The 24,266-nt window shown below is 56.1% G+C and carries 21 protein-coding genes; 20 read left to right on the top strand and 1 reads right to left on the bottom strand.

Annotated features, from left to right (window positions below):
• Positions 1 to 8 precede the first annotated feature (8 nt).
• Genes ABKW30_RS27735 through ABKW30_RS27755 form a run of 5 tightly spaced genes read left to right on the top strand, consistent with a single transcriptional unit; the run spans position 9 to position 3,640 of the window.
• Positions 9 to 665 (top strand): amino acid ABC transporter permease, encoded by a 657-nt coding sequence (locus tag ABKW30_RS27735; RefSeq protein WP_348602191.1) that lies wholly within the window; start codon positions 9 to 11, stop codon positions 663 to 665.
• A 48-nt stretch (positions 666 to 713) separates the two neighbouring features.
• Positions 714 to 1,514, top strand: coding sequence for a transporter substrate-binding domain-containing protein (locus ABKW30_RS27740; RefSeq protein ID WP_348602192.1), 801 nt, complete (start codon positions 714 to 716; stop codon positions 1,512 to 1,514).
• 17 nt (positions 1,515 to 1,531) lie between these two features.
• On the top strand, positions 1,532 to 2,311 hold the full coding sequence (locus ABKW30_RS27745) for an amino acid ABC transporter ATP-binding protein (protein WP_348602193.1): 780 nt from the start codon (positions 1,532 to 1,534) through the stop codon (positions 2,309 to 2,311).
• A gap of 39 nt (positions 2,312 to 2,350) precedes the next feature.
• Positions 2,351 to 3,289 (top strand): 2-hydroxyacid dehydrogenase, encoded by a 939-nt coding sequence (locus ABKW30_RS27750; RefSeq protein WP_348602194.1) that lies wholly within the window; start codon positions 2,351 to 2,353, stop codon positions 3,287 to 3,289.
• Between the two features lie 27 nt (positions 3,290 to 3,316).
• Positions 3,317 to 3,640, top strand: coding sequence for an EthD family reductase (locus tag ABKW30_RS27755; RefSeq protein WP_348602196.1), 324 nt, complete (start codon positions 3,317 to 3,319; stop codon positions 3,638 to 3,640).
• On the opposite strand, the gene ABKW30_RS27760 is transcribed toward ABKW30_RS27755, so the two are convergent.
• The gene (locus tag ABKW30_RS27760) at positions 3,582 to 3,941 is read right to left on the bottom strand and encodes a transporter substrate-binding domain-containing protein (RefSeq protein ID WP_348602281.1); all 360 of its coding nucleotides are present in this window, start codon (positions 3,939 to 3,941) and stop codon (positions 3,582 to 3,584) included. The genes ABKW30_RS27755 and ABKW30_RS27760 overlap by 59 nt on opposite strands.
• 399 nt (positions 3,942 to 4,340) lie before the next feature.
• Between ABKW30_RS27760 and ABKW30_RS27765 the strand changes: the two genes are divergently transcribed.
• From ABKW30_RS27765 to ABKW30_RS27835, 15 genes are all read left to right on the top strand, one after another.
• Positions 4,341 to 5,285, top strand: a complete 945-nt coding sequence (locus ABKW30_RS27765; protein WP_348602197.1) for a MurR/RpiR family transcriptional regulator — start codon at positions 4,341 to 4,343, stop codon at positions 5,283 to 5,285.
• A gap of 270 nt (positions 5,286 to 5,555) precedes the next feature.
• Positions 5,556 to 6,857 (top strand): ABC transporter substrate-binding protein, encoded by a 1,302-nt coding sequence (locus ABKW30_RS27770; RefSeq protein WP_348602198.1) that lies wholly within the window; start codon positions 5,556 to 5,558, stop codon positions 6,855 to 6,857.
• 82 nt (positions 6,858 to 6,939) lie between these two features.
• Positions 6,940 to 8,844, top strand: a complete 1,905-nt coding sequence (locus ABKW30_RS27775; protein ID WP_348602199.1) for an ABC transporter permease subunit — start codon at positions 6,940 to 6,942, stop codon at positions 8,842 to 8,844.
• Between the two features lie 14 nt (positions 8,845 to 8,858).
• Positions 8,859 to 9,884 carry an ABC transporter ATP-binding protein gene (locus ABKW30_RS27780; protein WP_348602200.1) on the top strand — a complete coding sequence of 342 codons (1,026 nt, stop codon included), beginning with the start codon at positions 8,859 to 8,861 and terminating at the stop codon, positions 9,882 to 9,884.
• A 13-nt stretch (positions 9,885 to 9,897) separates the two neighbouring features.
• Complete coding sequence (locus tag ABKW30_RS27785) at positions 9,898 to 11,052, top strand: amidohydrolase/deacetylase family metallohydrolase (RefSeq protein ID WP_348602201.1); 1,155 nt, start codon at positions 9,898 to 9,900, stop codon at positions 11,050 to 11,052.
• Positions 11,053 to 11,065: 13 nt separating this feature from the next.
• Positions 11,066 to 12,538, top strand: a complete 1,473-nt coding sequence (locus ABKW30_RS27790; protein WP_348602202.1) for an aldehyde dehydrogenase family protein — start codon at positions 11,066 to 11,068, stop codon at positions 12,536 to 12,538.
• Positions 12,535 to 13,086 (top strand): hypothetical protein, encoded by a 552-nt coding sequence (locus ABKW30_RS27795; RefSeq protein ID WP_348602203.1) that lies wholly within the window; start codon positions 12,535 to 12,537, stop codon positions 13,084 to 13,086. Before ABKW30_RS27790 ends, ABKW30_RS27795 begins: the two co-directional genes overlap by 4 nt.
• Positions 13,083 to 14,711, top strand: coding sequence for a GMC family oxidoreductase (locus ABKW30_RS27800; protein WP_348602204.1), 1,629 nt, complete (start codon positions 13,083 to 13,085; stop codon positions 14,709 to 14,711). The genes ABKW30_RS27795 and ABKW30_RS27800 overlap by 4 nt, the downstream gene beginning before the upstream one ends.
• A 15-nt stretch (positions 14,712 to 14,726) precedes the next feature.
• Positions 14,727 to 15,833 (top strand): DSD1 family PLP-dependent enzyme, encoded by a 1,107-nt coding sequence (locus tag ABKW30_RS27805; protein WP_348602205.1) that lies wholly within the window; start codon positions 14,727 to 14,729, stop codon positions 15,831 to 15,833.
• 131 nt (positions 15,834 to 15,964) lie between these two features.
• Positions 15,965 to 17,005, top strand: coding sequence for a pyridoxal-phosphate dependent enzyme (locus ABKW30_RS27810; RefSeq protein WP_348602206.1), 1,041 nt, complete (start codon positions 15,965 to 15,967; stop codon positions 17,003 to 17,005).
• A 550-nt stretch (positions 17,006 to 17,555) separates the two neighbouring features.
• Positions 17,556 to 18,956 (top strand): NtaA/DmoA family FMN-dependent monooxygenase, encoded by a 1,401-nt coding sequence (locus ABKW30_RS27815; protein WP_348602207.1) that lies wholly within the window; start codon positions 17,556 to 17,558, stop codon positions 18,954 to 18,956.
• Between the two features lie 37 nt (positions 18,957 to 18,993).
• Positions 18,994 to 20,622, top strand: coding sequence for an ABC transporter substrate-binding protein (locus tag ABKW30_RS27820; protein WP_348602208.1), 1,629 nt, complete (start codon positions 18,994 to 18,996; stop codon positions 20,620 to 20,622).
• A gap of 2 nt (positions 20,623 to 20,624) precedes the next feature.
• A complete protein-coding gene (locus ABKW30_RS27825; RefSeq protein WP_348602209.1) occupies positions 20,625 to 21,638 on the top strand; it encodes an ABC transporter permease in 1,014 nt (337 codons plus the stop codon).
• A complete protein-coding gene (locus ABKW30_RS27830) occupies positions 21,635 to 22,504 on the top strand; it encodes an ABC transporter permease (RefSeq protein WP_348602210.1) in 870 nt (289 codons plus the stop codon). Before ABKW30_RS27825 ends, ABKW30_RS27830 begins: the two co-directional genes overlap by 4 nt.
• Positions 22,504 to 24,228, top strand: a complete 1,725-nt coding sequence (locus ABKW30_RS27835; protein WP_348602211.1) for an ABC transporter ATP-binding protein — start codon at positions 22,504 to 22,506, stop codon at positions 24,226 to 24,228. Before ABKW30_RS27830 ends, ABKW30_RS27835 begins: the two co-directional genes overlap by 1 nt.
• The last annotated feature ends 38 nt before the right edge of the window (positions 24,229 to 24,266 follow it).

Consider the following 24,266-nt stretch of genomic DNA (forward strand, 5'->3'; position numbering starts at 1 on the left):
GGAATGACATGATCAGACCTTTCGGCTGGAACGAATTCCTTTTCATCGTTTTCGCAATCCAGTGGACGATTGCGCTTTCGGCAATTGCTTTCGTCGGCGGCGGCATAGGCGGCCTCGCAATAGCGTTGATACGTGTCTCGAACCTGCGCATCCCCCGCTTGATCTCGGTTGGCTTTATCCGCGTGTTCCAGGGCACGCCGCTATTGATGCAACTCTTCCTTGTATTCTTCGGGATGACCATTGTCGGCCTGCCGATCAATCCATGGATCGCCGCTGCGATTGCGCTCACGCTGCATGCCAGTGCCTTTCTTGGAGAAATCTGGCGTGGCTGCATAGAGGCCGTTCCTGCCGGCCAGCGCGAGGCTGCAACAGCACTTGGCCTGCGTTATGTCAGTCGCATGCGTTATATCATCTTGCCGCAGGCGTCCCGCATCGCAGTAGCGCCTACGGTTGGGTTCCTGGTGCAGTTGATCAAGGGCACATCGCTTGCAGCCATCATCGGTTTCACCGAACTGACCCGTGCCGGACAGATCATCAACAATGCGACATTCCGGCCCTTCCTGGTCTTCGGCGTGGTTGCGGTTCTCTATTTTATTCTCTGCTGGCCGCTGTCGATCATGGCACGGCGCATGGAAAAACGCTTTTCGCGTGCAACCACACGTTGATCAGTATCAAGCCGGGGGACAAACCGGCGTAACAGAAAGGGTAGGACAATGAATATGACAAGACGTGGAATGATGCTCCTGGCTGGCGCGAGCCTGATGGCGGGCGCGATTTTTTCGACAGCATCGGCACAGACCGTGGAACAGATCAAGTCGCAGGGCGCGGTGAAGATCGGCATGCTCGTCGATTTTCCGCCTTTCGGCATCATGAATGAAAGCAATCAGCCCGACGGCTACGACGCCGATGTGGCCAAGCTTTTGGCGAAGGAACTGGGCGTACCGGTCACGATCGTTCCGGTAACAGGTCCGAACCGTATTCCTTACCTCTTGAGCGGTCAGGTGGATATCCTCGTTGCTTCGCTGGGCATTACCCCGGAGCGGGCAGAAAAGGTTGCATTCTCCGAACCCTATGCCGGCATCAAGATTTCCGTTTATGGCCTTCAGGATGTGGATATGACTGCACCGGAAAAACTGTCCGGCAAAAAGATCGGTGTGGCGCGCGCCAGTACCCAGGACGTCGCCGTTACCAAGATTGCCCCGAAGGATGCGACCATCCAGCGGTTCGACGACGATGCGAGCGCCGTGCAGGCTTTGCTTTCCGGCCAGGTCGAAGGCCTTGGCGTATCCAACGTCGTTATCAATCAGATCGAGCAGGCCGCGCCCGGTCGTTTCAACGAAAAGTTCCCGCTGCAGCAGCAGGTGCAGGGCATTGCCCTGAAGCCTGGCTCGACGGAGCTTCTCGCCTTCGTCAACACCTTCCTCAAGAAGGTGAAGGCCGATGGCGAATTGGGCAAGATTCACGAGAAATGGCTGCAATCGCCTCTGCCGGATTTCGTCGGCGCCACCAAGTAACAGCGGAGTTCCTCGCGATGAGCCATGTGACCGATAGTAAAGCGAGCAGTGAACCGCGCGGGACGTCCAATATTGCCGTCAGTATGGAAGGCGTCAACAAATGGTATGGCGACTTCCAGGCATTGAAAGATATAGATCTTTCCGTATCGGAAGGGGAGCGCATTGTCATATGCGGTCCCTCCGGCTCGGGAAAATCCACGCTGATCCGCTGCATCAATCAGCTTGAGACCATCCAGAAGGGCCGCATCATCGTCGATGGGCGTAATCTGACAACTGGCGGAAGGAATGTCGACATTGTCCGCCAGGAAACAGGCATGGTGTTCCAGCAGTTCAACCTCTTCCCGCACATGACAGTGCTTGAAAACTGCATTTTGGCTCCCATGAAGGTGCGGGGTCTTTCCAGGGCGGAGGCGGAAGCGACGGCGCGCAAATATCTCGCCCGTGTGCGTATTCCCGAGCAGGCGGAAAAGTTCCCGGCGCATTTGTCCGGCGGACAGCAGCAGCGCGTGGCGATCGCCCGGGCGCTGTGCATGAACCCGAAGATAATGCTTTTCGACGAGCCGACATCGGCGCTCGATCCGGAAATGGTCAAGGAAGTGCTCGATACGATGATCGATCTGGCCAAGGAAGGAATGACCATGCTTTGCGTTACCCATGAAATGGGTTTTGCCCGCAGCGTCGCTGACCGCGTCATCTTCATGGATCGCGGCGAAATCGTCGAAATGGCGACGCCGCGAGAATTCTTCGACAACCCCAAACACGAGCGCACGCGGACATTCCTCGGCCAGATTTCCTGATCCGGCAACCGTCCTTTCAGCGCATATGGAGCCTCCAACGTGAAACCAGATATCCTGCTCGTCGAGCCGATGATGCCGCTCATCGAAGCCAAACTTGATGACGCATACTCTGTCCATCGTCTTTACGATCCCGCTCAGAAACAAACCATCGAGGCGGCTTCCGGTTCGATCCGTGCTGTGGTGACGGGCGGCGGAACGGGCCTTGCCAATGACCGGATCGAAAACTTGCCGGCACTGGGTGTCATCTCCATAAATGGCGTTGGAACCGACAAGGTGGATCTGCCTTTTGCACGGTCCCGCAATGTGCACGTAACGACGACACCGGGCGTTTTGACCGACGACGTGGCCGATATCGGCATCGCGCTGATGCTTGGCGTACTGCGCCGCATCACTGAAGGCGACCGGATGGTGCGTAGCGGCGGATGGGAGAAGGGCGAGGGATTTCCGCTTGCTACCAGTCCGAAAGGCAAGCGGCTCGGTATTCTCGGTCTCGGCCAGATCGGCCGGGCGTTGGCACGACGCGGCGAGGCTTTCGGCATGTCCGTGCATTATTATAACCGCTCCCCCGTAACGGGTGTGAACTGGACCGCCTGCGCCACGCCGTTGGACCTCGCCAGGGACAGCGATGTGCTGGCGGTCTGTATCGCTGCAAGCAACGCAACCCGGAACATCGTTGACCAGCCGGTACTGGATGCGCTTGGCAAGAGCGGCATTCTTATCAATGTGGCGCGTGGAACAGTGGTCGACGAAGACGCGTTGATCGGATCAATTAACGCTGGCGTGATCGCCGGTGCAGGCCTCGACGTTTTCGTAGGGGAGCCTCGCATTCGCCCCGAATTTGCTACACTGCCGAATACAGTTCTGATGCCGCATCAGGGCAGCGCTACGGTTGAAACGCGTCTGGCGATGGGGGATCTGGTCTTGACCAATCTTGCTGCCTATTTCGCTGGAGAGAAGCCGCCAACAACCGTCAATTAAATTCATTACCATTAACAGGAGCACAGATTGATTATCCGGCAGGCTTTATTCGAAGGCAGCATTCAAACCGGGCGCGAAGACGAGTTTAAGGCCTATGTAGCGGAAAAGCTTTATCCGCTATGGCAGAAATTCCCCGGTGTCCGCGACATCAAAGTGCTGCATAACGTTGCCCGCGATGAGGGCGCGCCAAATTACGCCATGATATTGTCAATGAAGTTTGACAGTGAAGATGCGCTGGCAAAAGCGCTGGAATCTCCGGTGCGTTATGAAAGCCGTGACGTAACCAAGGGCCTCACGGCGATGTTCGAAGGACGGATTCATCACCACGTTTTCGATGTCGCCTACGGCTGAAACCGCGACGTTCAGATGAAAAGCAATTCGGCTGTTTGCCGGATGGTTTTTCTAACACTTGATAAATATCGAAAGGGAGATATTGCGCGACGATCTTCTTGTGCGTGCCATTGGCAATGATTGCATCAATTGCCTTGTTGAACTTCTTGTGAAGCGCGTCATCACCCTTGCAAATGCCGATGCCGACTTCCGTCTCCGGAGCAGCCCCGAGCATCTTGCAACACTCCCTGCCGGCATTGTTCAGCCAATCCACGACGACGAACTTGTCCGAGATCAGCGCATCGATATGGCCGTTGTGCATGTCGGCCGCTGCTTCGTCCTGAGACGGGTAAAGCTTTACCTCCACGTCCTCTTTCCCATAGACACCAGTTGCGCAATTGCCCTGTGCATACCGGCTTGTGCGCCGATCTTGTCCTTCATATCTGCGACAGCGACACCCGCCAGCTCAGGGGACCGTGCAATCTCTGCTCGCACCGCCGGTGTCGTTCTCGCCTGTGGGTGAATCTGCATCATCACAAAACCTCATCGCTAACAGGGGTAAAGCGCCACGCGAACTTAAGCATTTTCGTAGTACCGATATCTGTTCTATCAATGATAGAATTCAGGGGATGAAATGAATTTCGTGGTATGGGCTTGCCAGCATGACTCAAACCGTAAACGTGTATGCAAACGGGAGTGAGTCGATATCGGGAGACATTCGGTGAGACATCGTGACGGAAATTCAGTTAAATCGGGTTCAGGAACAGGAACAAACGATTATGAAATTTCGCAATCATCGAGCGCAGATATTATCGGCCTGCTCATTGACCGTGAGCAGTCGTTCTCCAAAACCCATCGCCGTATCGCCGATGCCATTCTGACAGAGCCGCATTTGTTTGCAGAGCGTCCTGTTGACGAACTGACCGAGTGGCTTCAGGTTTCGGCGCCTACAATCACACGGTTTGCCAGAGCTGTGGGTTGCGAGGGCCTGCGCGACCTGAAACTGAAGGTCATGGGCTCAATGCGGGTGGGCATTCGCTATTTGGAACCGGTAACGCCACCAGCAGCCTTGAGCGAGGTTGCGGAACGCGTTGTCAATCGTGCACAACGTGCGATTTCCACCATGCATCAAGGATTTGACCTCCTACTCGCCGACCGGATCATTAATGCGATCAGCAATTGCCGTGTTCTTTATGCGTTTGGCAGTGGTGGCGTCTCGTCTTGGCTAGTCGAGGAAATACAAAACCGCTTCTTCCGCTTGGGCGTGCGCGTGGTTCCGTGCAGCGATCAACAGATGCAGCTCATGCTCGCCTCGACCATGGAGCGCGGGGATATGCTGCTTTGTTGTTCGCTGACCGGAAACAATCCGGAGTTGGAGCACGCAATAAGTGTTGCGCATGAATATGGTGCGACGACGGCGGCTTTGACCCGCCCGTCATCTCCCATCGCAAATGCGGTGGATTTGCATTTTGCGATCAATGCCAGCGACGATGGTGACGTGCTTGGCCCAACTTCAATCAGATATGCTTACCTGCTTGTGATAGATCTCCTGGCGTACGGCACCGCCATGAAAAGACAGATTCCGGCTCGCGAAAAACTGCGTCGCCTGAAACAGCAGTTTGTAACCTTTCGGGATCCGGACGACACTCTGCCTTTGTGTGATTGAAAAGATCGATTCTGCCCATAATTTGTTTTTTCGATCAAAAATTTGCCTATATAAGCATCATCCATTGGTTTTTTTTAGAAAATGATTGAAAAAAGAAAATTTTCCTTGATTAAATTTATCCTTTGAATAGTCTTCACTATAACAAGCAAAAAAATACGTGGAACTCTAAATAACCTCCAATATTCATATTGGACGATGAGGTTTCTATTCTCTTGGACCGGGAATAGGTGGTTATCTTTAGAAAAGAATAAAGTAAAAAGAGGAGCTGGCATGTCCAATTCACTGGAACGATTTATGCTGACCCGTCGCAGGGTGCTGCAGGGTGCTGCGGCTCTTTCTGCAGGCGCGATGATGGGGCGATCTGCATTCGCGGCGCCGGATACGTCTTTATCTTTCATCGGTTGGCAGTACCAACCCGAGATTGTCGATGCGAACGTCAAGACCTTTATGAAGCTCTATGACGAAAACGTGACCTATGAACTCGTCACGGGCGATTATCATCCGATAGCGGAAACTAAGCTTACCGGCGGCCAGCACGTGGATATGCTTTATGCAGAGGAAGACCGTATTGCGCGCTGGCATGCAGCCGAATGGATCAAAGACCTCGAAGGTCAGCAGGGCATAGCTGAAATCAAGGCAGGAATGTTCCCGGTAAGCGTTGAATCTCTCTCTCTTTCGGACGGGCGCATGTGCGGGCTGCCCTACTATGCAGGCTACAACACGTTCATCTACAACGAAGAACATCTTTCAAAAGCCGGTGTTTCAGTCCCGGAAAGCTGGGACGCGGTGCTCGACGTTTGCCGCAAGCTCAAGAAGGATGGAATTTCAGAGGCCCCCTATCATGCCATGTGGGGTCAGAGATGGCCTGAACTGTCATGGAGCATGTTTGCCTGCTGGTATTCCGAGGGCGCAAAGGTTTTCGATGAAAACGAGGACTTTGTCGATGAACCAGCCCTGCGCAAGGTGCTTGAAACGTTCCAGACATTCTACCGGGAAAAACTTGTCGTCGAAGACATCATGACGCTGCCTGGGGAAGGCGTTCCGAGCTATGCCTCGGGGCGGCACACTTTCATGGTCGTACACGACTACAATCACAAGGTGGCGAACGACCCGGCTGTTTCCAAGATTGCCGGGAAGGTCAGGAACGCTTTGATGCCCGGCGCGACACATTCGACGATGGCTTGGACCGCTTCATATCTGATGGGTGCACAGCCGGTTGATGAAGAGCGTGTCTGGAACCTGCTCAAGTTCTTCGGCGGGAAGGCTTCCGATGGCCAGTATCATGTGATCAAGCGCTGGGCGCTCGAGTTCGGTCTCGGTTCTGCCTACAAGGAGGTCATGACGGATCCTGAAATCGTCGCCAGTTTCTCAAAGTGGCGTGACGTGAACATTTCGGCAAAGCAACTTGAACTGGCGACGTCGCGCAAGGTTGGAAAGGCAATCTGGTTCCCCGAATGGGATCTCTTCATGATGCAGAAGGTTCAGGAATATTTCCGGTCCGGCAGTTCAACCGATCAACTTGTAACCGAGCTTGCAGCAAAAGCGACCGAACTGAAGGCACAGTATCAATAGGGCTGAGCCGTTACGTTCGAGTTCTTTCGGCCAGTATCGCAAGACCCGGCCGGTCCGTCCCATCGATTTCGAGAGGATGCCAATGACGATTACTATCAATCCAGCGATTGTCAGTGCCAGAGTCGCTAAGCGGCACAAGAACGGCCGCACACCGGTATTTGCCTACCTCTCGATCGCACCCATTATTGCGATAATGATTTCGATTGTCGGCTTACCGCTGCTTTACAGTCTCTTTCTTTCGCTGAACACAACAAACCCGATCACCAAGCGCTGGGTTTTTGTCGGCTTGGGAAACTACACGAAAGTATTTCAGAGCGCGGACTTCTGGGCAGCTCTGGGACGTACCGTTTATTTCTCCGCGGTATCGGTCAGCGGTGCAATCATCCTCGGTACCGTGATTGCACTTGTCCTCAACGAAAAGTTTGCAGGCAGGGGTGTCCTGCGCAGCGTTGTCCTTGTTCCATGGGCGATGGCCCCGGTTTCCATCGGTGTTCTTTGGTCCTTTGTCTACGCCGGCAATTTCGGCCTGCTCAATGGTCTCCTCCACGATCTGGGCCTTGGTTTCTTTGCCACCGCCTGGCTGGGCGACGGTTTTCGTGCCCTCAATCTCATTGCCTTGACCCAGATTTGGAATCAGGCACCCTTGACCTCGCTGATGCTGTTGTCAGGTCTCCAGTCAATGCCGGCCAATCTGCACCGTGCAGCGATCCTGGATGGCGCAGGGCCCATTCGCCGCTTCTTTTCAATAACGTTGCCTTGGTTGAAACCCAGTCTTTTCTTCATCACGATCGTTGCAACGATCAATTCTCTCATGACCTTCGATATCCTTTGGATCATGACGCGCGGTGGACCGGGCGCCGCCACCACAGTTCTGTCTTGGCTTGGCTACCTGCAGTCTTTCCAGTTCCTTCGTTTCGGGGAGGGCGCTGCTACGCTCTATGTGCTTACAGCGCTCAGTCTGTTGCTGGCGATAATTTACTTCGTCATATTGAGCCCGAACCGCCGTCATCGGACTGTGGATCAAAGTACTTTTTCTCAGACCGAGGAAACGTTGCGGCCTGTCGTTCGCAGGCATGACATGGTTCGTCTGCCTGCCTGGAAACCCAGACAACGTATCCACCCGGCCAATGCACGCCGCTACGGCCGGATGCTGTTTGGAATGACCGCATCGATAATTTTTCTATGGTCGGCCCTGCCGGTCATCGCACTGATCCTGATAAGTCTGTCTCCGGCCGGCGATCTCATTCGCACGCCTCCTTCGCTGATACCCTCCAGGCTTACATTCGATAATTATGTATCCGTTCTGATGGCCGATAGCGGATCAACAAGCGTGCAGGCAAAACGCGTCCCGGTATCGTTGCTGAACAGCCTTTCCATCGGGATAGTGGTCTCGTTGGTGAATGTCGCGCTTGGAACGCTGGCTGGCTACGGCTTTTCGCGCTACGGCCAACAACGCTTCTTTTCGGGGACCCTGTGGGCTCTCCTGATCACGCGCATGATACCGGCGCTGACGCTGGTTCTGCCCTTCTTCATTCTTTTCCGCAGTCTAGGGCTGATCGATACCCATGTGGGATTGATCATCGCTTACTCATCCATTCTCCTTCCGCTCAGTTCATGGATGATGAAAACGACGTTCGACAATGTGCCAATCAGTCTTGATCGTGCAGCGATTGTCGATGGGTGCACCCGGTTTTCGATGCTCCGCAAGGTTCTGATTCCCGTGGTGCGACCCGGCATCATTGCCGCACTGATCTTCTGCTTTCTCGTGTCCTGGAACGAATTTCTCTTTGCAATGATTCTGACGTCCACTCCAAAGACTCAGACCATTCCCGTGGTCATTGCAGGGTTCCTGAACCAGGCCCGTTTCTACGAATATGGACCCCTCTTCGCCGCAAGCGTTCTGGCTATCCTTCCGCCTGTCGCAATTGCCTTTTTCTTCCAGCGTTACCTCGTGCAGGGCGCATTGTCTGGTGCTGTGAAAGGCTGAAAGGAACAACTATTATGGCTTCAATTACGATCGCCGGGTTACGCAAGAGCTATCGCAATACCGAAATTCTGAAGAGCCTGGATCTGTCGATCAAGGATGGGGAGTTCATTTCGTTCCTTGGACCCTCGGGGTGTGGAAAGTCGACATTGCTCTTCTGCATCGCTGGTCTTGAGGAGATCAATGACGGCTCGATCCGGTTCGATAATCGTGAAATAACAGAGCTTGGTCCACGCGAACGCAACATTGCTTTGGTATTTCAGGATTATGCACTTTATCCCCATATGACCGTGCGCGGTAACATCGCCTTCCCGCTGCAACAGCAGAAGGTAGATCAGCAAACCATCAACAAGCAGGTTGCCTGGGCAGCGGAAACGCTTGGTCTGGAATCATTGCTCGATCGTCTGCCGTCCGATCTTTCCGGTGGCCAAAGACAGCGCGTTGCGGTTGGCAGGGCCATCGTGCGCAATCCGTCAGTACTTCTCATGGACGAGCCTTTGTCAAATCTCGATGCCAGCCTGCGCGTACGCATGCGCACGGAAATCCGAAGGCTTCAGCGCGAACTCAAGATGACCGTCATCTTTGTCACGCATGACCAGGAAGAGGCCATGGTCCTGTCCGACCGCATTGCGGTGATGAAGGATGGCATCGTGCAGCAGTTTGCGGCGCCGATGACGGTATATACCGACCCTGCCAACCATTTCGTCGCTGGCTTCATCGGAAGCCCTCAGATGAACTTCTTGCCCGCCGGGCTTTCGGGCTACAATAACGATCTCGTGTTGGGCGTTCGCCCCCACGATATCAATCCGGCGAAGGCTGCGGGGGATGGAGTCCATTTCACCGGAGAGCTGGCCTTCGTTGAATCTGCCGGACCAGTCCATTTCCTCGATGTTATGGTTGGCGGGCATCTCGTTAAGGCGACCTGCTCAGATCCCAGCGGGTTGGAGCCGGGCTCCCAAATCACGCTGAAAGCGCCGGGACATGCCCTTCGCTTCTTCAAGTCGGGTTCCGGTGCCCGCGTCCACATGTCCTCTCAACATTAAAAAGCAGTCAAACATGTCATACGATCTAGTATTGAAAAACGGCCGGGTCATCGATCCTTCACAAAGTATCGACAAAGTAGCAGACGTTGCATTTGCGGATAGCAAAGTTGCAGCGGTCGGCGCAGGCCTTTCCGGGCGGCGCGAACGCGATGTCACGGGCTATCTGGTAACTCCCGGATTGATCGACCTTCACACCCACGTTTACTGGGGCGGAACGTCCTTGGGGGTAGACCCGGACTCCTTTGCCAAGTTGAGCGCAGTATCGACCTGCGTTGATACCGGAAGTGCCGGCCCGGGAAATTTTGCGGGTTTCCGCAAACATGTAATCGACCGCTGCGAAGCCCGCGTCCTTGCATTTCTTCATGTCTCGTTTGCGGGTATCTATGGCTTCTCCAAGAATATCATGATCGGTGAAGGTCACGACATGCGCCTGCTTGCGGCCCGCGAGGCGGTTGAGGTCGCCAATGCCAACCGTGACGTGATTGTCGGTATCAAGGTTCGCATTGGCCGCCATGCCAGCGGGCCGTCCGGAATCCAGCCACTGGATGTGGCGTTGCAGGTTGCCGATCAAACTGGCTTGCCGCTGATGGCGCATATCGACGAACCTCCACCCTCCTACGAAGCTGTCGTATCGCGCCTTCGCAAGGGAGATATCCTCACGCATTGTTTCCGGCCCTTTCCAAATGCGCCTGTCGATGGAGCAGGCAATATCAAGCCGGAGGTTCTTGCCGCAAGAGAGCGGGGCGTCATCTTCGATATTGGCCACGGCATGGGCTCGTTCTCATGGAAAACAGCGCGCGCGATGCTCGCTCACGACTTTCTTCCCGATACGATCTCGTCGGATGTTCATGCCCTTTGCATCGAGGGTCCGGCCTATGATCAGGTAACGACACTTTCAAAGTTTCTCGCACTGGGTTTGCCGATCGCAGACGTAATTGCTGCCTCGACAGTCAATGCCGCCAAGGCGTTGCAACGACCGGAACTCGGGACCTTCAAATCAGGATCGGCCGGAGATGCCAGCATTCTGGAATTGCGTTCCGGATCTTTTGATCTGGAAGACGTCCGGGGAGAAATTACGACGGCGAGTGAGCGGCTGTTTGCCGGCGGGCTCGTGATAGGCGGCAAGCTTATAGAAGACGCTCAACCCACACAGGCAGCGGCAGAATAGGGAGTTTCAGACCATGGATGCCAGTGCACAGATTGCGACAATAGCTGACAATTTCATTGACGGAGAATGGGTTTCGGAACCAGATAAGATGCCGGCCATCAACCCCGCGACGGGTGAAACCATTGCAATGCTGCCCAATTCGAGCGGCGAGACAGTGCAGGCTGCGGTTAGAAGTGCCAAGAGAGCCGCACGCATCTGGGCGGCAATACCGGTGTTTGAGCGATCTGCGATGTGCGTGGCTATCGCAAGCAAGATCGACGAACGGCAAGAGAAGATCGCTCGCGTCCTGTCCATGGAACAGGGAAAGGTTCTGGGCGAGGCTATGGGTGAGGTGGCCAAGGCTGCGGATGGATTTCGCCTGGCGGCCGAACTTGTCAAACAGATGGCGGGTCAAACTCTACCGGCAGAAGATTCAACCAAACTGGTCATGACTCTCCGTCAGCCACGCGGAGTCTATGGGGTCATCACGCCATGGAACTTTCCGGTAAATATTCCGGTCGAGTATCTCGCCCCGGGCATAGCGACCGGCAATGCAATTGTCTGGGTGCCGGCTCCGACAACTTCACTGGTCGCCTGTGAGTTGATGGATGCCATAAATGCTGGCGGGTTGCCGAAAGGCGTTCTGAACCTTGTGATCGGGGAAGGTGCCATTGCAGGGGATGCTGTCGTCATTCATCCGGATGTTGCCGCTATCGGCTTTACGGGAAGTGCTGTGACCGGAAAGCGCATTGCCGAGCGCGGGGCAGGCAAGCCAATGCTGCTGGAACTTGGTGGTAATGGCCCGGTAATCGTTTTCGAGGATGCGGATCTGGACAAGGCGGCGGCCGCGGCGGCGGGAGGGGCCTTTTTCAATGCGGGACAGGTCTGTGCCGCGACCGGCCGGGTACTCGCTCACCATTCCATAGCGGCTACATTGGCTGACAAGCTTGCGGAACACGCACGTGCACATGTGCTCGGGGACCCGTTCCATCAAGGAACAACCATGGGCCCGCTGAACAATCCGAAAGTAGCGGCCAAAGTTCTTGAACATGTCGAGGATGCAATCAGCAAGGGAGCGAAACTGCTGGCGGGTGGCAAACCGCGTCCTGATCTGGGAAGTGAGCTTTATTTTGAACCGACAGTACTTTCGGGCGTCACGCGGGACATGAGGATAAATCGCGAAGAGACTTTCGGCCCCATCGTTCCGGTCCTGGCTTTCGCGGACCAGGCGGAGGCGCTCGATCTTGCGTTGGACAGCGAATATGGCCTGAGCGTCGGTGTTTTCACGGCAGATGTATCGCGTGGAATGGAAATGGCCAAAGCCATTCCTGCCGGTATCGTCAACATCAATGCGGGCAGTACTTATTGGGAGATTCATCTGCCATTCGGTGGTGGCTCAAATACCAAAAGCGGCATCGGCAGGCTGGGCGGAATGTTAACGCTCGAAGCCATGACCGAAATAAAAATGATCACGGTTACTCTGGAAGGAAAGGCAGGTGCCGCATGAACCGACCGGAGGGCTTTCCCCGCAATCATGCGGACCTATCGCCGCTCGACGGCGCCAGGCTGCTGGCCATTTTTGTCGATGAACTCATACCCGGTGCGGAGAACTGGCCGCCGGCGTCGATGGCTGGAGTGCATGGTATCGTCGCAATGCGCATTTGCGACGCATCGGGCCAAGGTGATTTGAGCGATCTTCTCGATGCCATCCTTGCCGCGGGTGGTTTGACCGAGAGCGGTTCTCCGGAAGAGCGCGCATCAGTCGTGGCCAAAGTTGAAACCGCCAACAATGCCTTGTTCGAGCGTGTTCGGGCGGCAGTGTTTCTGGCCTATTATGAAACACCTTTCGTCACGCAAGCCATCAGAAGGCTGGGTCGGCCCTATGCATCCCGGCCGCACATTGCCGGCTATACCATGCGGCCGTTTGATCCGGCCAGGGACACTCCGGGGCACAATCGCGGGTTTTATGTCTCAACCAACGACGTACGGCCGGTCGATACCTCCGGTCTCAATCTTGATCGCACGCATACCGAGCGCTGGGGTATTGAAAGATGAGCAACGAACGCATTTGTGATGTTCTTATTGTGGGGGCGGGAGCCACTGGTTCTCTTGCAGCGCTGGTTCTGGCCAAAGCCGGGCTGGACGTCGTCTGTCTGGAGCAGGGGTCCTGGGTTGAGCCTCAGGACCACCCGCATCTCCATGCAGACTGGGCATGGCAGCGGCGTACCAAATGGTCGCCGGACGTCAACAAGCGCAGCCACGCTGATGATTATCCGGTTAAGTCGGATTCGTCTCAAATTCTCATGTGGAATGGTGTTGGCGGCTCTACCAATGTTTATGGCGCGATCTGGCCGCGCTATCGACCGTCCGACTTCAGGAAGGGGACGGAACACGGACTGCAGCCCGATTGGCCAATTTCCTACGAGGATGTTGCGCCATTCTACGAGGAGGCCGACAAGCTCGTTGGCGTATCCGGCCTGGCGGGCGATCGCGCAATGCCGCCACGCGAAGCGTGCCCAACCCGGGCGATGCCACCCTCGAAGGTAGCGCAACGACTTGGTGCCGCGTTCGATAAGCTGGATTGGCACTGGTGGCCAGTCGAGGCTGGCGCCATATCCGAGGATTACGATGGCAGGCCCGCATGCAACAATTGCGGCATATGCAACGGATGCCCGCGCGGGTCCATGAGCAAATACTCGATGTCGATCTGGCCGAAGGCTTTGGAGGCGGGCACTGAACTGCGTATCAATGCGCGGGTCTTGAAAGTAGAAAAAGGCACCGATGGCCGCGCAACCGGTGCATTGTATATCGACCGAAACACTGGCCAGAAGCATTTTCAGCGCGCAAAGCTGGTCATTGTAGCGGCAAACGGCATCGGCACGCCGAGACTGCTTCTGGCATCGGACAATCTTGCCAATTCCTCAGATCAGGTCGGGCGTAACCTTTTGCACCACACGCTCGTGGGTGTTGAAATGTGGGTAGACGAACCTGTCGATGGCCACATCGGGTATGTCGCATCCTTGATTTCACGCCAGTTCGCCGAAACCGATGTCTCCCGTGGTTTCGTCAACGGGTTCAATTTCAACTGTATCACCAGCACTTCGTCTGCAGGCGAACTTGCGGCAGGCTGGTTTACTTCGGCAAAGGCGCCCTGGGGCAAAGAGCATCATAGCTGGTTTGAGCGTCACTTCGGCCACAGCATTGGCGTGTTCGCTATTGGCGATGACCTTCCCAATCCAGAGAATCGTGTCACGCTCGATCCTGTCTTGAGAGACTCCGACGGTGTGCCGGCGGCGGTTACCCACTATCAACCCGGTGAGAACGACAAGCGCATGATGAACTATATGCTCGACCGGCTGGAGGACCTCGCCAAGGCAGCGGGGGCTTTCGACTATAGTCTCCATGACTATCGGGACCAGGAAGGCGTCTATCGCACTCCGGCCTGGCACATGATCGGTACATGTCGCATGGGTGCCGATCCTGCAAATTCCGTTGTCAACAAGTGGAACCAGGCGTGGGACGTTCCCAACCTTTTCATCGTGGACGGCAGCGTTCTGGCCACCGGCGGCGTCGTCAATCCGACGCCCACCATCTCGGCTTTGGCATTGCGGGCAGCCGGGTACATCAGGGACAACTTCGAGTCTTTGACAACCGCGTCACGCTCTGTCCAGGCTGCTTGAGGAGATAACGAATTGATGCAGCGACCTCCGGCAGAACCGGGCATGAGCGAGGACCAGATCGATACGCCCGCCCTGGTGATTGATCTTGACACCCTTGAGAGCAATCTCGACGCGATGGCGGCCTATTGCAAGGAAGCGGGGGTGCGACTTCGCGCCCATGCAAAGACTCACAAATCACCGGTCATTGCGCGTTGGCAGGCTTTGCGCGGTGCTGTCGGACAGTGCGTGCAGAAAGTAGGGGAGGCGGAGGTACTTGCCTGGGGAGGTGTCGACGACATACTGGTCTCCAATGAGGTGATCGGTCCGCAAAAATTAGCGCGTCTGGCAGCGCTCTCCCGGATGAGCACAGTTGCGCTTTGTGCCGACGACATTCACGGGATCGAACAAATCGAAGCGGCAGCACAGTTTGTTTCGTCACGCCTCACGGTTCTCGTAGAAATTAATGTCGGATCCGGGCGGTGCGGCGTCGATCCGGGTGCCCCCGCAATCGTCCTGGCTCAGCGCATTGCCCGCAGCAAGCATCTGGTCTTTGGTGGATTGCAGGCTTACCATGGTGGTGCTCAGCACATGCGTCTGTCCGGGGAGCGGGAGACGGCTGTCGGTATCGCCAGCGAAATGACGCGGAGAACGGTCGAACAGCTATCAAAAGCTGGATTGCCATGCCCCGTCGTTGGCGGTGCTGGAACAGGGACGTTTGCCATTGAAGCGTTAGGCGGCGTCTACAACGAAATTCAGGCCGGTTCGTACGTATTCATGGATGCGGACTACAGTCGAAATCAGCCACCTTCAGCCTTTCGCCAGTCGCTTTTCGTTCTTGCTACCGTCATGAGCGCGGCCCGTGATGGCGTAGCTGTGGTCGATTGCGGACACAAGGGAATGGCTATCGACAGTGGAATGCCGTTTGTCGATGGCCGCGAGGATATCGTCTATAGCAGTGCCTCGGACGAGCACGGCACACTCCGGATCGATGGAACAGGCAATCGGCTTTCGGTTGGCGAAAGACTGCGCCTTGTTCCCGGTCACTGCGATCCTACTGTCGACCGGTACGACTGGTATGTGGGGGTTCGAAACAGGCGCGTTGAAATGGTGTTTCCGGTCGCCGCACGCGGAATGATGCAATAGAGCGACGGACGTCTCTCCCTCTTGTTCGAAGAAGGAAACATATCGTGGCGATTACGAGCCTGCGTTGCACGTCGTGCGGATCTGAACAGCAACCGATGCTTATTTATGCTTGTCCGGCATGTAAAGGTATATTGGAAGTCGTCCGAACCCGACCAGATAATGGATTATGGGCAAGCGAAGATTTTGTCGCTCCCGATATCACTTTGGGGGAGGGCAAAACGCCATTGCGATCGGTTCGCTCGTCCATGCTTGGCGCCAATTTCAAGGGACGGCTCTTTCTCAAGGATGAAACCCGCAACCCTAGCGGATCGTTCAAGGACAGGCTGGTTGCTGCAGCGATGACGCAAGCCAGAGCATTCGGCGCACCGGGCGTTATTTGTGCTTCGAGCGGCAATGCCGGAGCTGCCACCGCGTGCTACGCTGCCAATGCCGACATCCCATGTGTCATTGTTTGCCCGGAAGCCACGCCTGACGGAAAACTCCTGCAAATTGAAGCGTATGGTGCTGAACTGGTACGTGTACCGGGTCACTATGGTCACTCCTTCGCACACGCAAAGCGGCTTGCTGAAAAATCCGGTTACGCAAATCTTACAACGACCTATCTCAACCCATATGGCGTAGATGCTGCTCGCTTGGTTGGTCAGGAAATTCACAAGGAGCTTGATGAGGTTCCGGACTGGGTGCTTGTGCCGACAGGCTCGGGCCCCTTGGTTAAAGGCGTTTTTCAAGGCTTTATGGATGTCGCCGGAAAAGTCCCCCGTCTCGTAGCGGTGCAGGCAGAAGGTTGTGCGCCGATTGTCAAAGCTTTTGTCGATGGGCAAAGTAAAGTAACAGCGTGGGGTCAGCCAACGACGTTTGCGTCCGGAATTTCCGACCCCCTCGTGGGTTATGAAGATGAGGGGACGTACACTCTTGGACTCGTACGGCAAAGCGGCGGCAAAGCAGCCAGCGTCTCCGATAGCGAAATACGCGTCGCAATGTCTCGTTTGGCCCGTCATGCTGCCGTTCTCGCCGAACCCACTGGTGCAAGCTCGCTGGCAGCTGCATGCAAGCTGCTCGAGGAGGGAACGTTCGCTTCCAATGACAGCGTGGTCTGCATGGTGACTGGCCACGGATTCAAAGACTTGCGGGCTTGGGGAGAATCTTTACCGGCAACGTCTTCGTTGGCCTAAAGGCGCTTATGCGGCCACCATAATCATTCAATGACTTCACCAAGGCGATGGTTCATGCATTGTTTCGGATTTGTGCAAAAAAGATCGCCTATTGCCTCCTCTGGAACCGCACTTAAGAGAACTGCATTGAATGGGTCTGCGGTTCAATGCCATTCTACAGCTTGGAGGCCAACAAATTCAACCTGTAGAATTCCGTTTCCAACCGATCATGGAACCACCGTTTGTTGAACAACGGGCGCTTCGATGCATCCGAGTTGAATTTGACGTCAAGCGCGGCATTCTTCTTTTCCTGCGGAGGTGTTTTGACGATCGAGACGAATATAGAATAATTTCTATCTAATTTGTAGAATTTAGAACTTCCGCCCTTATGCGATGCGAGCAGGTGCTTATTATGTTTTCCGAAACGTTAATTGATGATCGGCAAAGCGGCACGTTCCAAGTTACCCGAACTCGAAATACTCCCGGTACTCAATAAGTTGTCATTGGGCGTCTGGTCGAGAGTTCGGTGGATCGAGCGTTTTTTGTCTCCCGCCTGATGAAGGTCCAACAAATGTCCCGTCCTCTTATATATAATGGTTTTCTTCACCTTACGCCCAATCACCATGCTCACGGCTATTGGCGGACACCGGAAGGTCAGATTCAGTATGGCTATTCCAAGCTTGATCCCTACCTGCATGTTGTGAAAACCCTCGAACGTGGCCGCTTCGATACGCTCTTCATCGCTGACGTCTCTGGTGTTTACGACTTTGAACATACGATCCGGGCCGGTTCCCAGTTCCCCTCTGCTGACCCGATCACTATCCTTTCGGCGCTCGGGCTTGCTACCGAACATCTGGGTCTCGCCGTCACAAGCAACATCATTCAGGCGCACCCCTTTGCCTTTGCCAGACAGTTGTCGTCGCTCGACCATTACACCAATGGTCGTGTCGGCTGGAATGTTGTGACCAGCTACCTGACGAACGGCTTTCAGAATTTCGGCTACGACAACATCACGCCACATGACGATCGCTACGAATGGGCGCAGGAATATCTCGACGTGACCTACAAGCTGTGGGAACATTCCTGGGAAGATGGCGCGGTGCTGCACGATGCAGCAACCAATCGCTTTTTCGATCGCGATCGCATTCACCGTATCGACCATGTAGGAGAGCGTTATCGCGTGGCGGGCCCGCACATCGTCGAGCCTTCGCCGCAGCGTACGCCGGTGTTGTTTCAGGCCGGCAATTCGTCAGCGGGTCGCGCGTTTGCGGTCCGCAACGCCGAGGTGACTTTTTTGCCGTCTGCCACACCCGAAGCGGCTAAACGCGATATTGAAATCCTTAACAATCTTGCCAGGCAGAACGGCCGCGACCCGCGCTCACTGAAGAAAATTGTTACCCTTTCAACGGTAATAGGTTCGACAGAAGAAGAAGCCAGGCGCAAGCAGGCTTATCTCTATGACAATACGGACTTCGATGCACTACAGGCTTTTCTAAGTGGTGGAAGCGGCATCGACTATTTCAGCATTTCGCCAGATACGACGATCGGAGAGCTGAAACACCGATACGATACCAGCGACCACGTCCGCAGCGGCTTCCGTCGCATCCTCGACGCTAATCCGAACCTCGATCTGGATTCGACCTGGGGCGAACATCTCGTCAAGACCGCCTTGCTGCCTGGGCGCTTTGCCGGCACACCTGAACAGATCGCCGACGAGGTTCAGCGATGGGCGGATGCGGGTGTCGACGGGTTCAACGTCGTACCGATTACCACGCTCGGCTGGTGGGACGAGTGGGTGGACAACGTCGTTCCCGTCCTCCAGGCGCGGGGCCTCGCACAGACCGAATATGCGCCAGGAACACTTCGCGAAAAGCTGTTCCGCAATGGCGACCGGCTGCCCGAAACACATCATGCTCGCAAGATCGGCCTCAAAAATCCGGTGACGGCAAGGTCGCTGGAATCGGCAATCTGATCCAGTAATTTTCCACAAGAGACTACGAGAAAACACCATGAAGAAGACGAATTCGGCGAACCTGATCATATCGCTGCTAACGATCGCCACCGTGTCGCTTGTCAATTTTATGCCGACGAGTGCTGTGGGTGCTACCGGGACGGATGACCCCAATCGCGTCGATGGCGGGACAATCACCTATGTCCACGAGCAGGAGCCGCCCTGCCTGTGGGGCGGATGGGTGCAACAGGCCTATCTGTCGCGGCAGGTCTTCGATTACCTCATAAGCTATGGCGACGACGGCCAGATCAAGCCTTGGCTCGCCACGGATTGGAGCGAGTCGAAGGACCGCAAGACGATTACCTTCCACCTGCGCAAGGATGTCGTCTTCACTGATGGCGACAAGTTCAATGCGGATGCCGTGGTTGCAAACTATCCGGCTTGGGAAAAGGGCATCGGCTGGCACGGCTTTACCTATATGAAGGACTTTACCAAGGTCGACGACGCAACCGTGGAACTGCACCTTTCCGAGCCCAATCCGGAAATCTACAATATCCTTGCCAATGGACACTATGGATTTCAGTCTCCCAAATCAATTGCGAACAACTCGAGCGAGCAGAGATGCCTGACACCCGTCGGCACCGGACCGTGGAGGATCGAAAAGTGGGCGCGCGGCAGCGGCATCAGCTTCGTGCGCAACGACAGCTACAACTGGGCACCTGAAAATGCCCGCCACAACGGGCCGGCTTATGCGCAGCGGCTTGAATGGAAATTCGTGCCCGACGCCACGACGCGCTGGGGCGCTCTCATCAGCGGTGAGGCAAATATTGCCTACCAGCCGCCATCGGTACAATGGAAGACGGCGCAGGAGGAATTCCAGACGCTGACCTTCGTCGCTACCGGGCGTCCGCAGGGTCTGTCTTTCAACGTCGCGCGCGGACCGTTTACGGATCAACGCCTGCGTCAGGCCTTCGTCTACGCTATCGATCGCAAGCGGATCGTCCAGGCGGTTTTCAGGGGAACAGTGCCATATGAGGGTAATGGGTCACTGAGCAAGACAACACCGCTCTACCTCGATGTCGACGAGGGCTATCCGTTCGACACGGCCAAGGCAAACAAACTTCTGGACGAAGCGGGCTGGACCCAACGCGACGCGAATGGCTATCGCATCAAGGATGGCAAGAGGCTCGACGCGCGCTTGCCGTTCAACCAGGCGATCATAAATACGGAAGGCGCAACTGCTCTGCAGGTCATTCAGGACCAGGTGAAAGCCGTCGGCATCAAGGTCGACCTCATTCCATTGACGCAGACGGAAGGGTTTGCCGGTGCCTATTCCAAGCCTGAGGAAAAGGAGATCAGCTTCGGCTACTGGGTCTGGCCGTCGCCGAACATTCTCGACATTGTTTACAATCACCAGCTCAACGGTCGGCCCAACGGCAACAACACATCGTTCTTCAATGACCCCAAGGTCGAAGCCGAGATCATCGATGCGCAGCGCGAAGCGGATCCGAAGGTGCGGCAGCAAAAGTTCGGCACGCTTCAGAAATGGTTCGATGATCAGGCCATCGCCATCGGCGTCTATAATTTCACCTACAATGTCGCAGTTGCCAAAAATCTGAAGGGGCTGTGGCAGGATCAGGGGAACGGCCTTCTGAACTTCTACGACGCCTATTTCGTAAAGGAGTGACCATGGCCGTTGATTCCTCCATCATCGAGGCTGTACCGATCAGCCGCGCGATCGCTCAGCGACATCCTGCCGCCAATATCCTGCGGACGGTGCTGTTCAGGATTGGATCGGCGATCTTCGTATTGTGGGGAGCGGTGACGATCACGTTTATCGTCCTCACGATCTTGCCCGGCGATCGCGCCACGATCCTGCTTAACATCACCTCGGGGCAGACCATAGCGCGCACGCTGGAGGAGTTGGCCCCGATCAATGCGATGTACGGCTTCGATCAGCCGATCCTCACGCAATATATCCACTACGTCGGCGCACTGCTGCAAGGCGATCTTGGAACCTCTTTCGAGTTGCAACGATCCGTCGCCAACATTATCGGCGAGCAGATCGCGCCGACGTTCACGCTTGCAGCCTCCGCCTTGCTGCTCGCCTGGATATTCGCTGTTCCGTGGACGCTGTTCACGGCGGGTCGCGGGCGTCGGATTGGTGCATTCGGCTCGGCCACCGAGACCATTATGGCCGGACTGCCGCAATACTGGATCGGCATCCTGTTGCTGATCATTTTTGCGATCGGATTGCGGTGGTTTCCAGTGATCGGCGGAACGAGTTTCATGAACACAGTGCTGCCGACCGTCACGTTGGCTATCCCGCTTGCTGGTTTCCTCGGGCAATCGATAAGAAGCGAATTTGACCGCACGATGCGCGAGCCTTTCGTCCTTTCGGCAAGGGCGCGCGGGATGAGTGGTGCCGGCGTGCGGGCACGGCACGTCCTCAGGCACGCTCTCATCCCGGGCATTACCTTGAGCGGTTGGGCAATTGGTCATCTGCTCTCGGGCACAGTGCTTGTCGAGACGGTGTTCGCTCGGCCGGGATTGGGAGCGATCCTCGTCAATGCCGTCAGTAATAAGGATTTCGCCCTCGTTTCGGGCTGTGTCATTCTCAATAGCTTCCTTTATGTGGTTATCAATCTTGTGCTGGATACGATTTATCTCGTCGTCGATCCCAGATTGCGAGGTGCCGCATGAGCGAGGTTGCCAAAGACGTCCGGTCCAGTTCCTCGTCTAATCCGTTGCTGACGGCTATTGTAACAGTGCCATCTTCCATAGTGCTTTCAGCTCTTGTCGTACTGTTCTTTCTAATCGCTGCAATCGTTCCATCGGTACTTTCGACGCACTCCGCCTTCGATACCGATTTGCTAAGCTCCTTGACGCCGCCGGCCGCCGACCATTGGCTCGGCACCGACGAGATCGGTCGTGACCTCTACAGCCGCATCGTCTGGGGAACCCGCGGCTCGCTGCTGATAGGTCTCGGAGCGATGGCTGTTGCCCTTGCGGGCGCCACTGTGCTTGGCTTTACAGCGGCACTCGCTCCAAGGTGGGTCGCCGAGCCGGTGAACCGCATCCTCGAAATACTGCTGGCGTTCCCGACGCTGCTTCTGGCGCTGCTTTTCGTGGCGCTACTGGGACCGTCGGCGACCAGTCTTCTTATCTCCGTCGGTCTTGGGACCACTCCAGGATATGCACGGCTGATCCGGGCACAGACGTTGAAAGTCAAGCAGTCGGGCTATGTCGAGGCGGCACGGGCGCTTGGCCACTCCTGGCAGACGGTCTTCATCCAGCATATAGCCCCGAACGCTTTCCGTCCGCTCGTAGGGCTTGTGGCTCTCGGCATCGGCCAGTCCGTGGTCTGGGCATCGGGATTGTCTTTCCTTGGCCTTGGCGTCGCGCCGCCGTCGCCGGAATGGGGCGCGCTGCTCGAAGCTGGCAAGGCGAATATCACGGTGGCCTGGTGGCTCGAGATTTTCCCTGGCTTGGCAATCGTACTGGTCGCGCTCTCGTTCACGCAGATCGGTCAATACATTCAGGATCTGGCGGAAGGAAATACTCGCTGATGACGACAGAGAGCGAAACGTCAATACCGATCATTGACAAGCCCGCGGCTGGCAAAAAGCTTCTGGAAGTCCGTGGACTGAACATCTGGTTTACCGGTCAGAATGGCGAGCGAAAACATGTCGTCAGGGGTGTCGATCTCGAACTGCGCGCTGGCCAGTGTATAGCGCTCGTGGGCGAGTCCGGGTCGGGCAAAAGCGTGACCGCCCGATCATTGGTGGGTCTTGTGGGCGATAACGCCATCATTTCGGCCGATACGCTCGCGCTTGAGGGCGAAACACTTCTCGGCCGTCCGGATTCATGGTGGAGGCGGGTGCGTGGCGCCAGGATCGGCTTTATCCTGCAGGATGCGTTGGTCTCGCTTGACCCGCTCCGGCCGGTCGGCAAGGAAATCGACGAGGCGCTGTGGCTGCATGCTTGGGGCACAAGCCACACACGCCGCGAGAAAGTGCTGCAAACCCTCACGCAGGTCGGTGTGCCGGAGCCGGAATTGCGGGCGCGGCAGCGACCGGGCGAGCTATCCGGCGGGCTGCGTCAGCGCGCGCTAATTGCCTCGGCGATCGCCCTGCATCCCGACATTGTAATTGCCGACGAACCGACTACGGCGCTCGATGTCACGGTACAGGCGCAGGTGCTCAGCGTGCTGAAACAAATGCTCGGCCGCGGCACCAGTGTTATTCTCATTAGTCATGACCTTGCGGTGGTAGCAAAGCTTGCAGATGTCATTCTCGTAATGCAGGGAGGAGAGATCGTGGAAGCAGGCCCCAGCGGCCAGGTGCTCGGCGAGCCTCAGCATCCATACACACAGCAACTCATCGACGCGATCCCAAGCGAGCACACGAAAGGCTCGCGGCTGTCGGCAAGAGGGGGCGTCTTCACCCACCAGCTTTTTGCACCGCCGTCGAAACCGTTTTCCGGCAATGAATCACCATTGCTGGAAGCACGAAATGTCGTGAAAAGCTTCCGAGGCCCCGACGGAGTGCGCCGCACGGTCGTCAAGAGCGTCTCCTTCACACTCGGGCGCGGCGAGACGCTTGGGATCGTTGGCGAGTCCGGGTCCGGCAAGAGCACCTTGGCGCGTATTGCACTGTCGCTGGAAAAGCCTGACAGTGGCGAGGTGCGCTTTCTCGGCGAGGCCTGGAGCAATGCCACGTCGGCGGAGCAGTTGAAAATCCGCAGGAGCATTGCCGTCGTCTATCAGGATCCGTTGTCATCCTTCGACCCGCGTTGGCGTGTGTCGCGCATCCTCACCGATGCGATCGCGCTCGGGGATCCGAAGCATGCCAGACGGGCGCGAGAGCGGGCGGCCGAGCTGCTTGAAACCGTCGGTCTTACGGCGGCACATCTTGATCAGTGGCCTTTGCGTATGTCAGGTGGGCAGCGACAACGGGTTGCGATTGCCCGTGCCATCGCCACCAACCCTGAAGTTATCGTCCTTGATGAAGCCGTGTCTGCGCTCGATGTGTCTGTCCAGGCCCAGATTCTCGACCTGCTGTCCGATCTGCAGACACAATTGGGTATCAGTTACCTGTTCATCTCGCATGATCTCGGCGTCATCCACCACATGAGCGACCGCGTCCTCGTCATGCAGAATGGCGTTGCGGTAGAGCAGGGCAACGCGGACGAGGTCTTTTACAGCCCCTGTCATAGCTACACGCAGAAGTTGCTCGAATCCCTGCCGCGGCTCGAATATGCACGACTGCGCCTGGCAGCGTCTTCGCGATGAGCGGCATGTGTGGCGGCTCTTGGCCGTACTCTCTAAAT

The organism is Phyllobacterium sp. SB3 (assembly GCF_040009165.1).
Lineage (GTDB): Bacteria > Pseudomonadota > Alphaproteobacteria > Rhizobiales > Rhizobiaceae > Phyllobacterium.

What these genes read in the sequence shown, in the direction of transcription:
- ABKW30_RS27735 (WP_348602191.1), top strand. Translation starts at nt 9, where the DNA reads ATGATCAGACCTTTCGGCTGGAACGAATTCCTTTTCATCGTTTTCGCA.
- ABKW30_RS27740 (WP_348602192.1), top strand. Translation starts at nt 714, where the DNA reads ATGAATATGACAAGACGTGGAATGATGCTCCTGGCTGGCGCGAGCCTG.
- ABKW30_RS27745 (WP_348602193.1), top strand. Translation starts at nt 1,532, where the DNA reads ATGAGCCATGTGACCGATAGTAAAGCGAGCAGTGAACCGCGCGGGACG.
- ABKW30_RS27760 (WP_348602281.1), bottom strand. Translation starts at nt 3,941, where the DNA reads ATGCACAACGGCCATATCGATGCGCTGATCTCGGACAAGTTCGTCGTC.
- ABKW30_RS27770 (WP_348602198.1), top strand. Translation starts at nt 5,556, where the DNA reads ATGTCCAATTCACTGGAACGATTTATGCTGACCCGTCGCAGGGTGCTG.
- ABKW30_RS27775 (WP_348602199.1), top strand. Translation starts at nt 6,940, where the DNA reads ATGACGATTACTATCAATCCAGCGATTGTCAGTGCCAGAGTCGCTAAG.
- ABKW30_RS27780 (WP_348602200.1), top strand. Translation starts at nt 8,859, where the DNA reads ATGGCTTCAATTACGATCGCCGGGTTACGCAAGAGCTATCGCAATACC.
- ABKW30_RS27785 (WP_348602201.1), top strand. Translation starts at nt 9,898, where the DNA reads ATGTCATACGATCTAGTATTGAAAAACGGCCGGGTCATCGATCCTTCA.
- ABKW30_RS27790 (WP_348602202.1), top strand. Translation starts at nt 11,066, where the DNA reads ATGGATGCCAGTGCACAGATTGCGACAATAGCTGACAATTTCATTGAC.
- ABKW30_RS27795 (WP_348602203.1), top strand. Translation starts at nt 12,535, where the DNA reads ATGAACCGACCGGAGGGCTTTCCCCGCAATCATGCGGACCTATCGCCG.
- ABKW30_RS27800 (WP_348602204.1), top strand. Translation starts at nt 13,083, where the DNA reads ATGAGCAACGAACGCATTTGTGATGTTCTTATTGTGGGGGCGGGAGCC.
- ABKW30_RS27805 (WP_348602205.1), top strand. Translation starts at nt 14,727, where the DNA reads ATGCAGCGACCTCCGGCAGAACCGGGCATGAGCGAGGACCAGATCGAT.
- ABKW30_RS27815 (WP_348602207.1), top strand. Translation starts at nt 17,556, where the DNA reads ATGTCCCGTCCTCTTATATATAATGGTTTTCTTCACCTTACGCCCAAT.
- ABKW30_RS27820 (WP_348602208.1), top strand. Translation starts at nt 18,994, where the DNA reads ATGAAGAAGACGAATTCGGCGAACCTGATCATATCGCTGCTAACGATC.
- ABKW30_RS27825 (WP_348602209.1), top strand. Translation starts at nt 20,625, where the DNA reads ATGGCCGTTGATTCCTCCATCATCGAGGCTGTACCGATCAGCCGCGCG.
- ABKW30_RS27830 (WP_348602210.1), top strand. Translation starts at nt 21,635, where the DNA reads ATGAGCGAGGTTGCCAAAGACGTCCGGTCCAGTTCCTCGTCTAATCCG.
- ABKW30_RS27835 (WP_348602211.1), top strand. Translation starts at nt 22,504, where the DNA reads ATGACGACAGAGAGCGAAACGTCAATACCGATCATTGACAAGCCCGCG.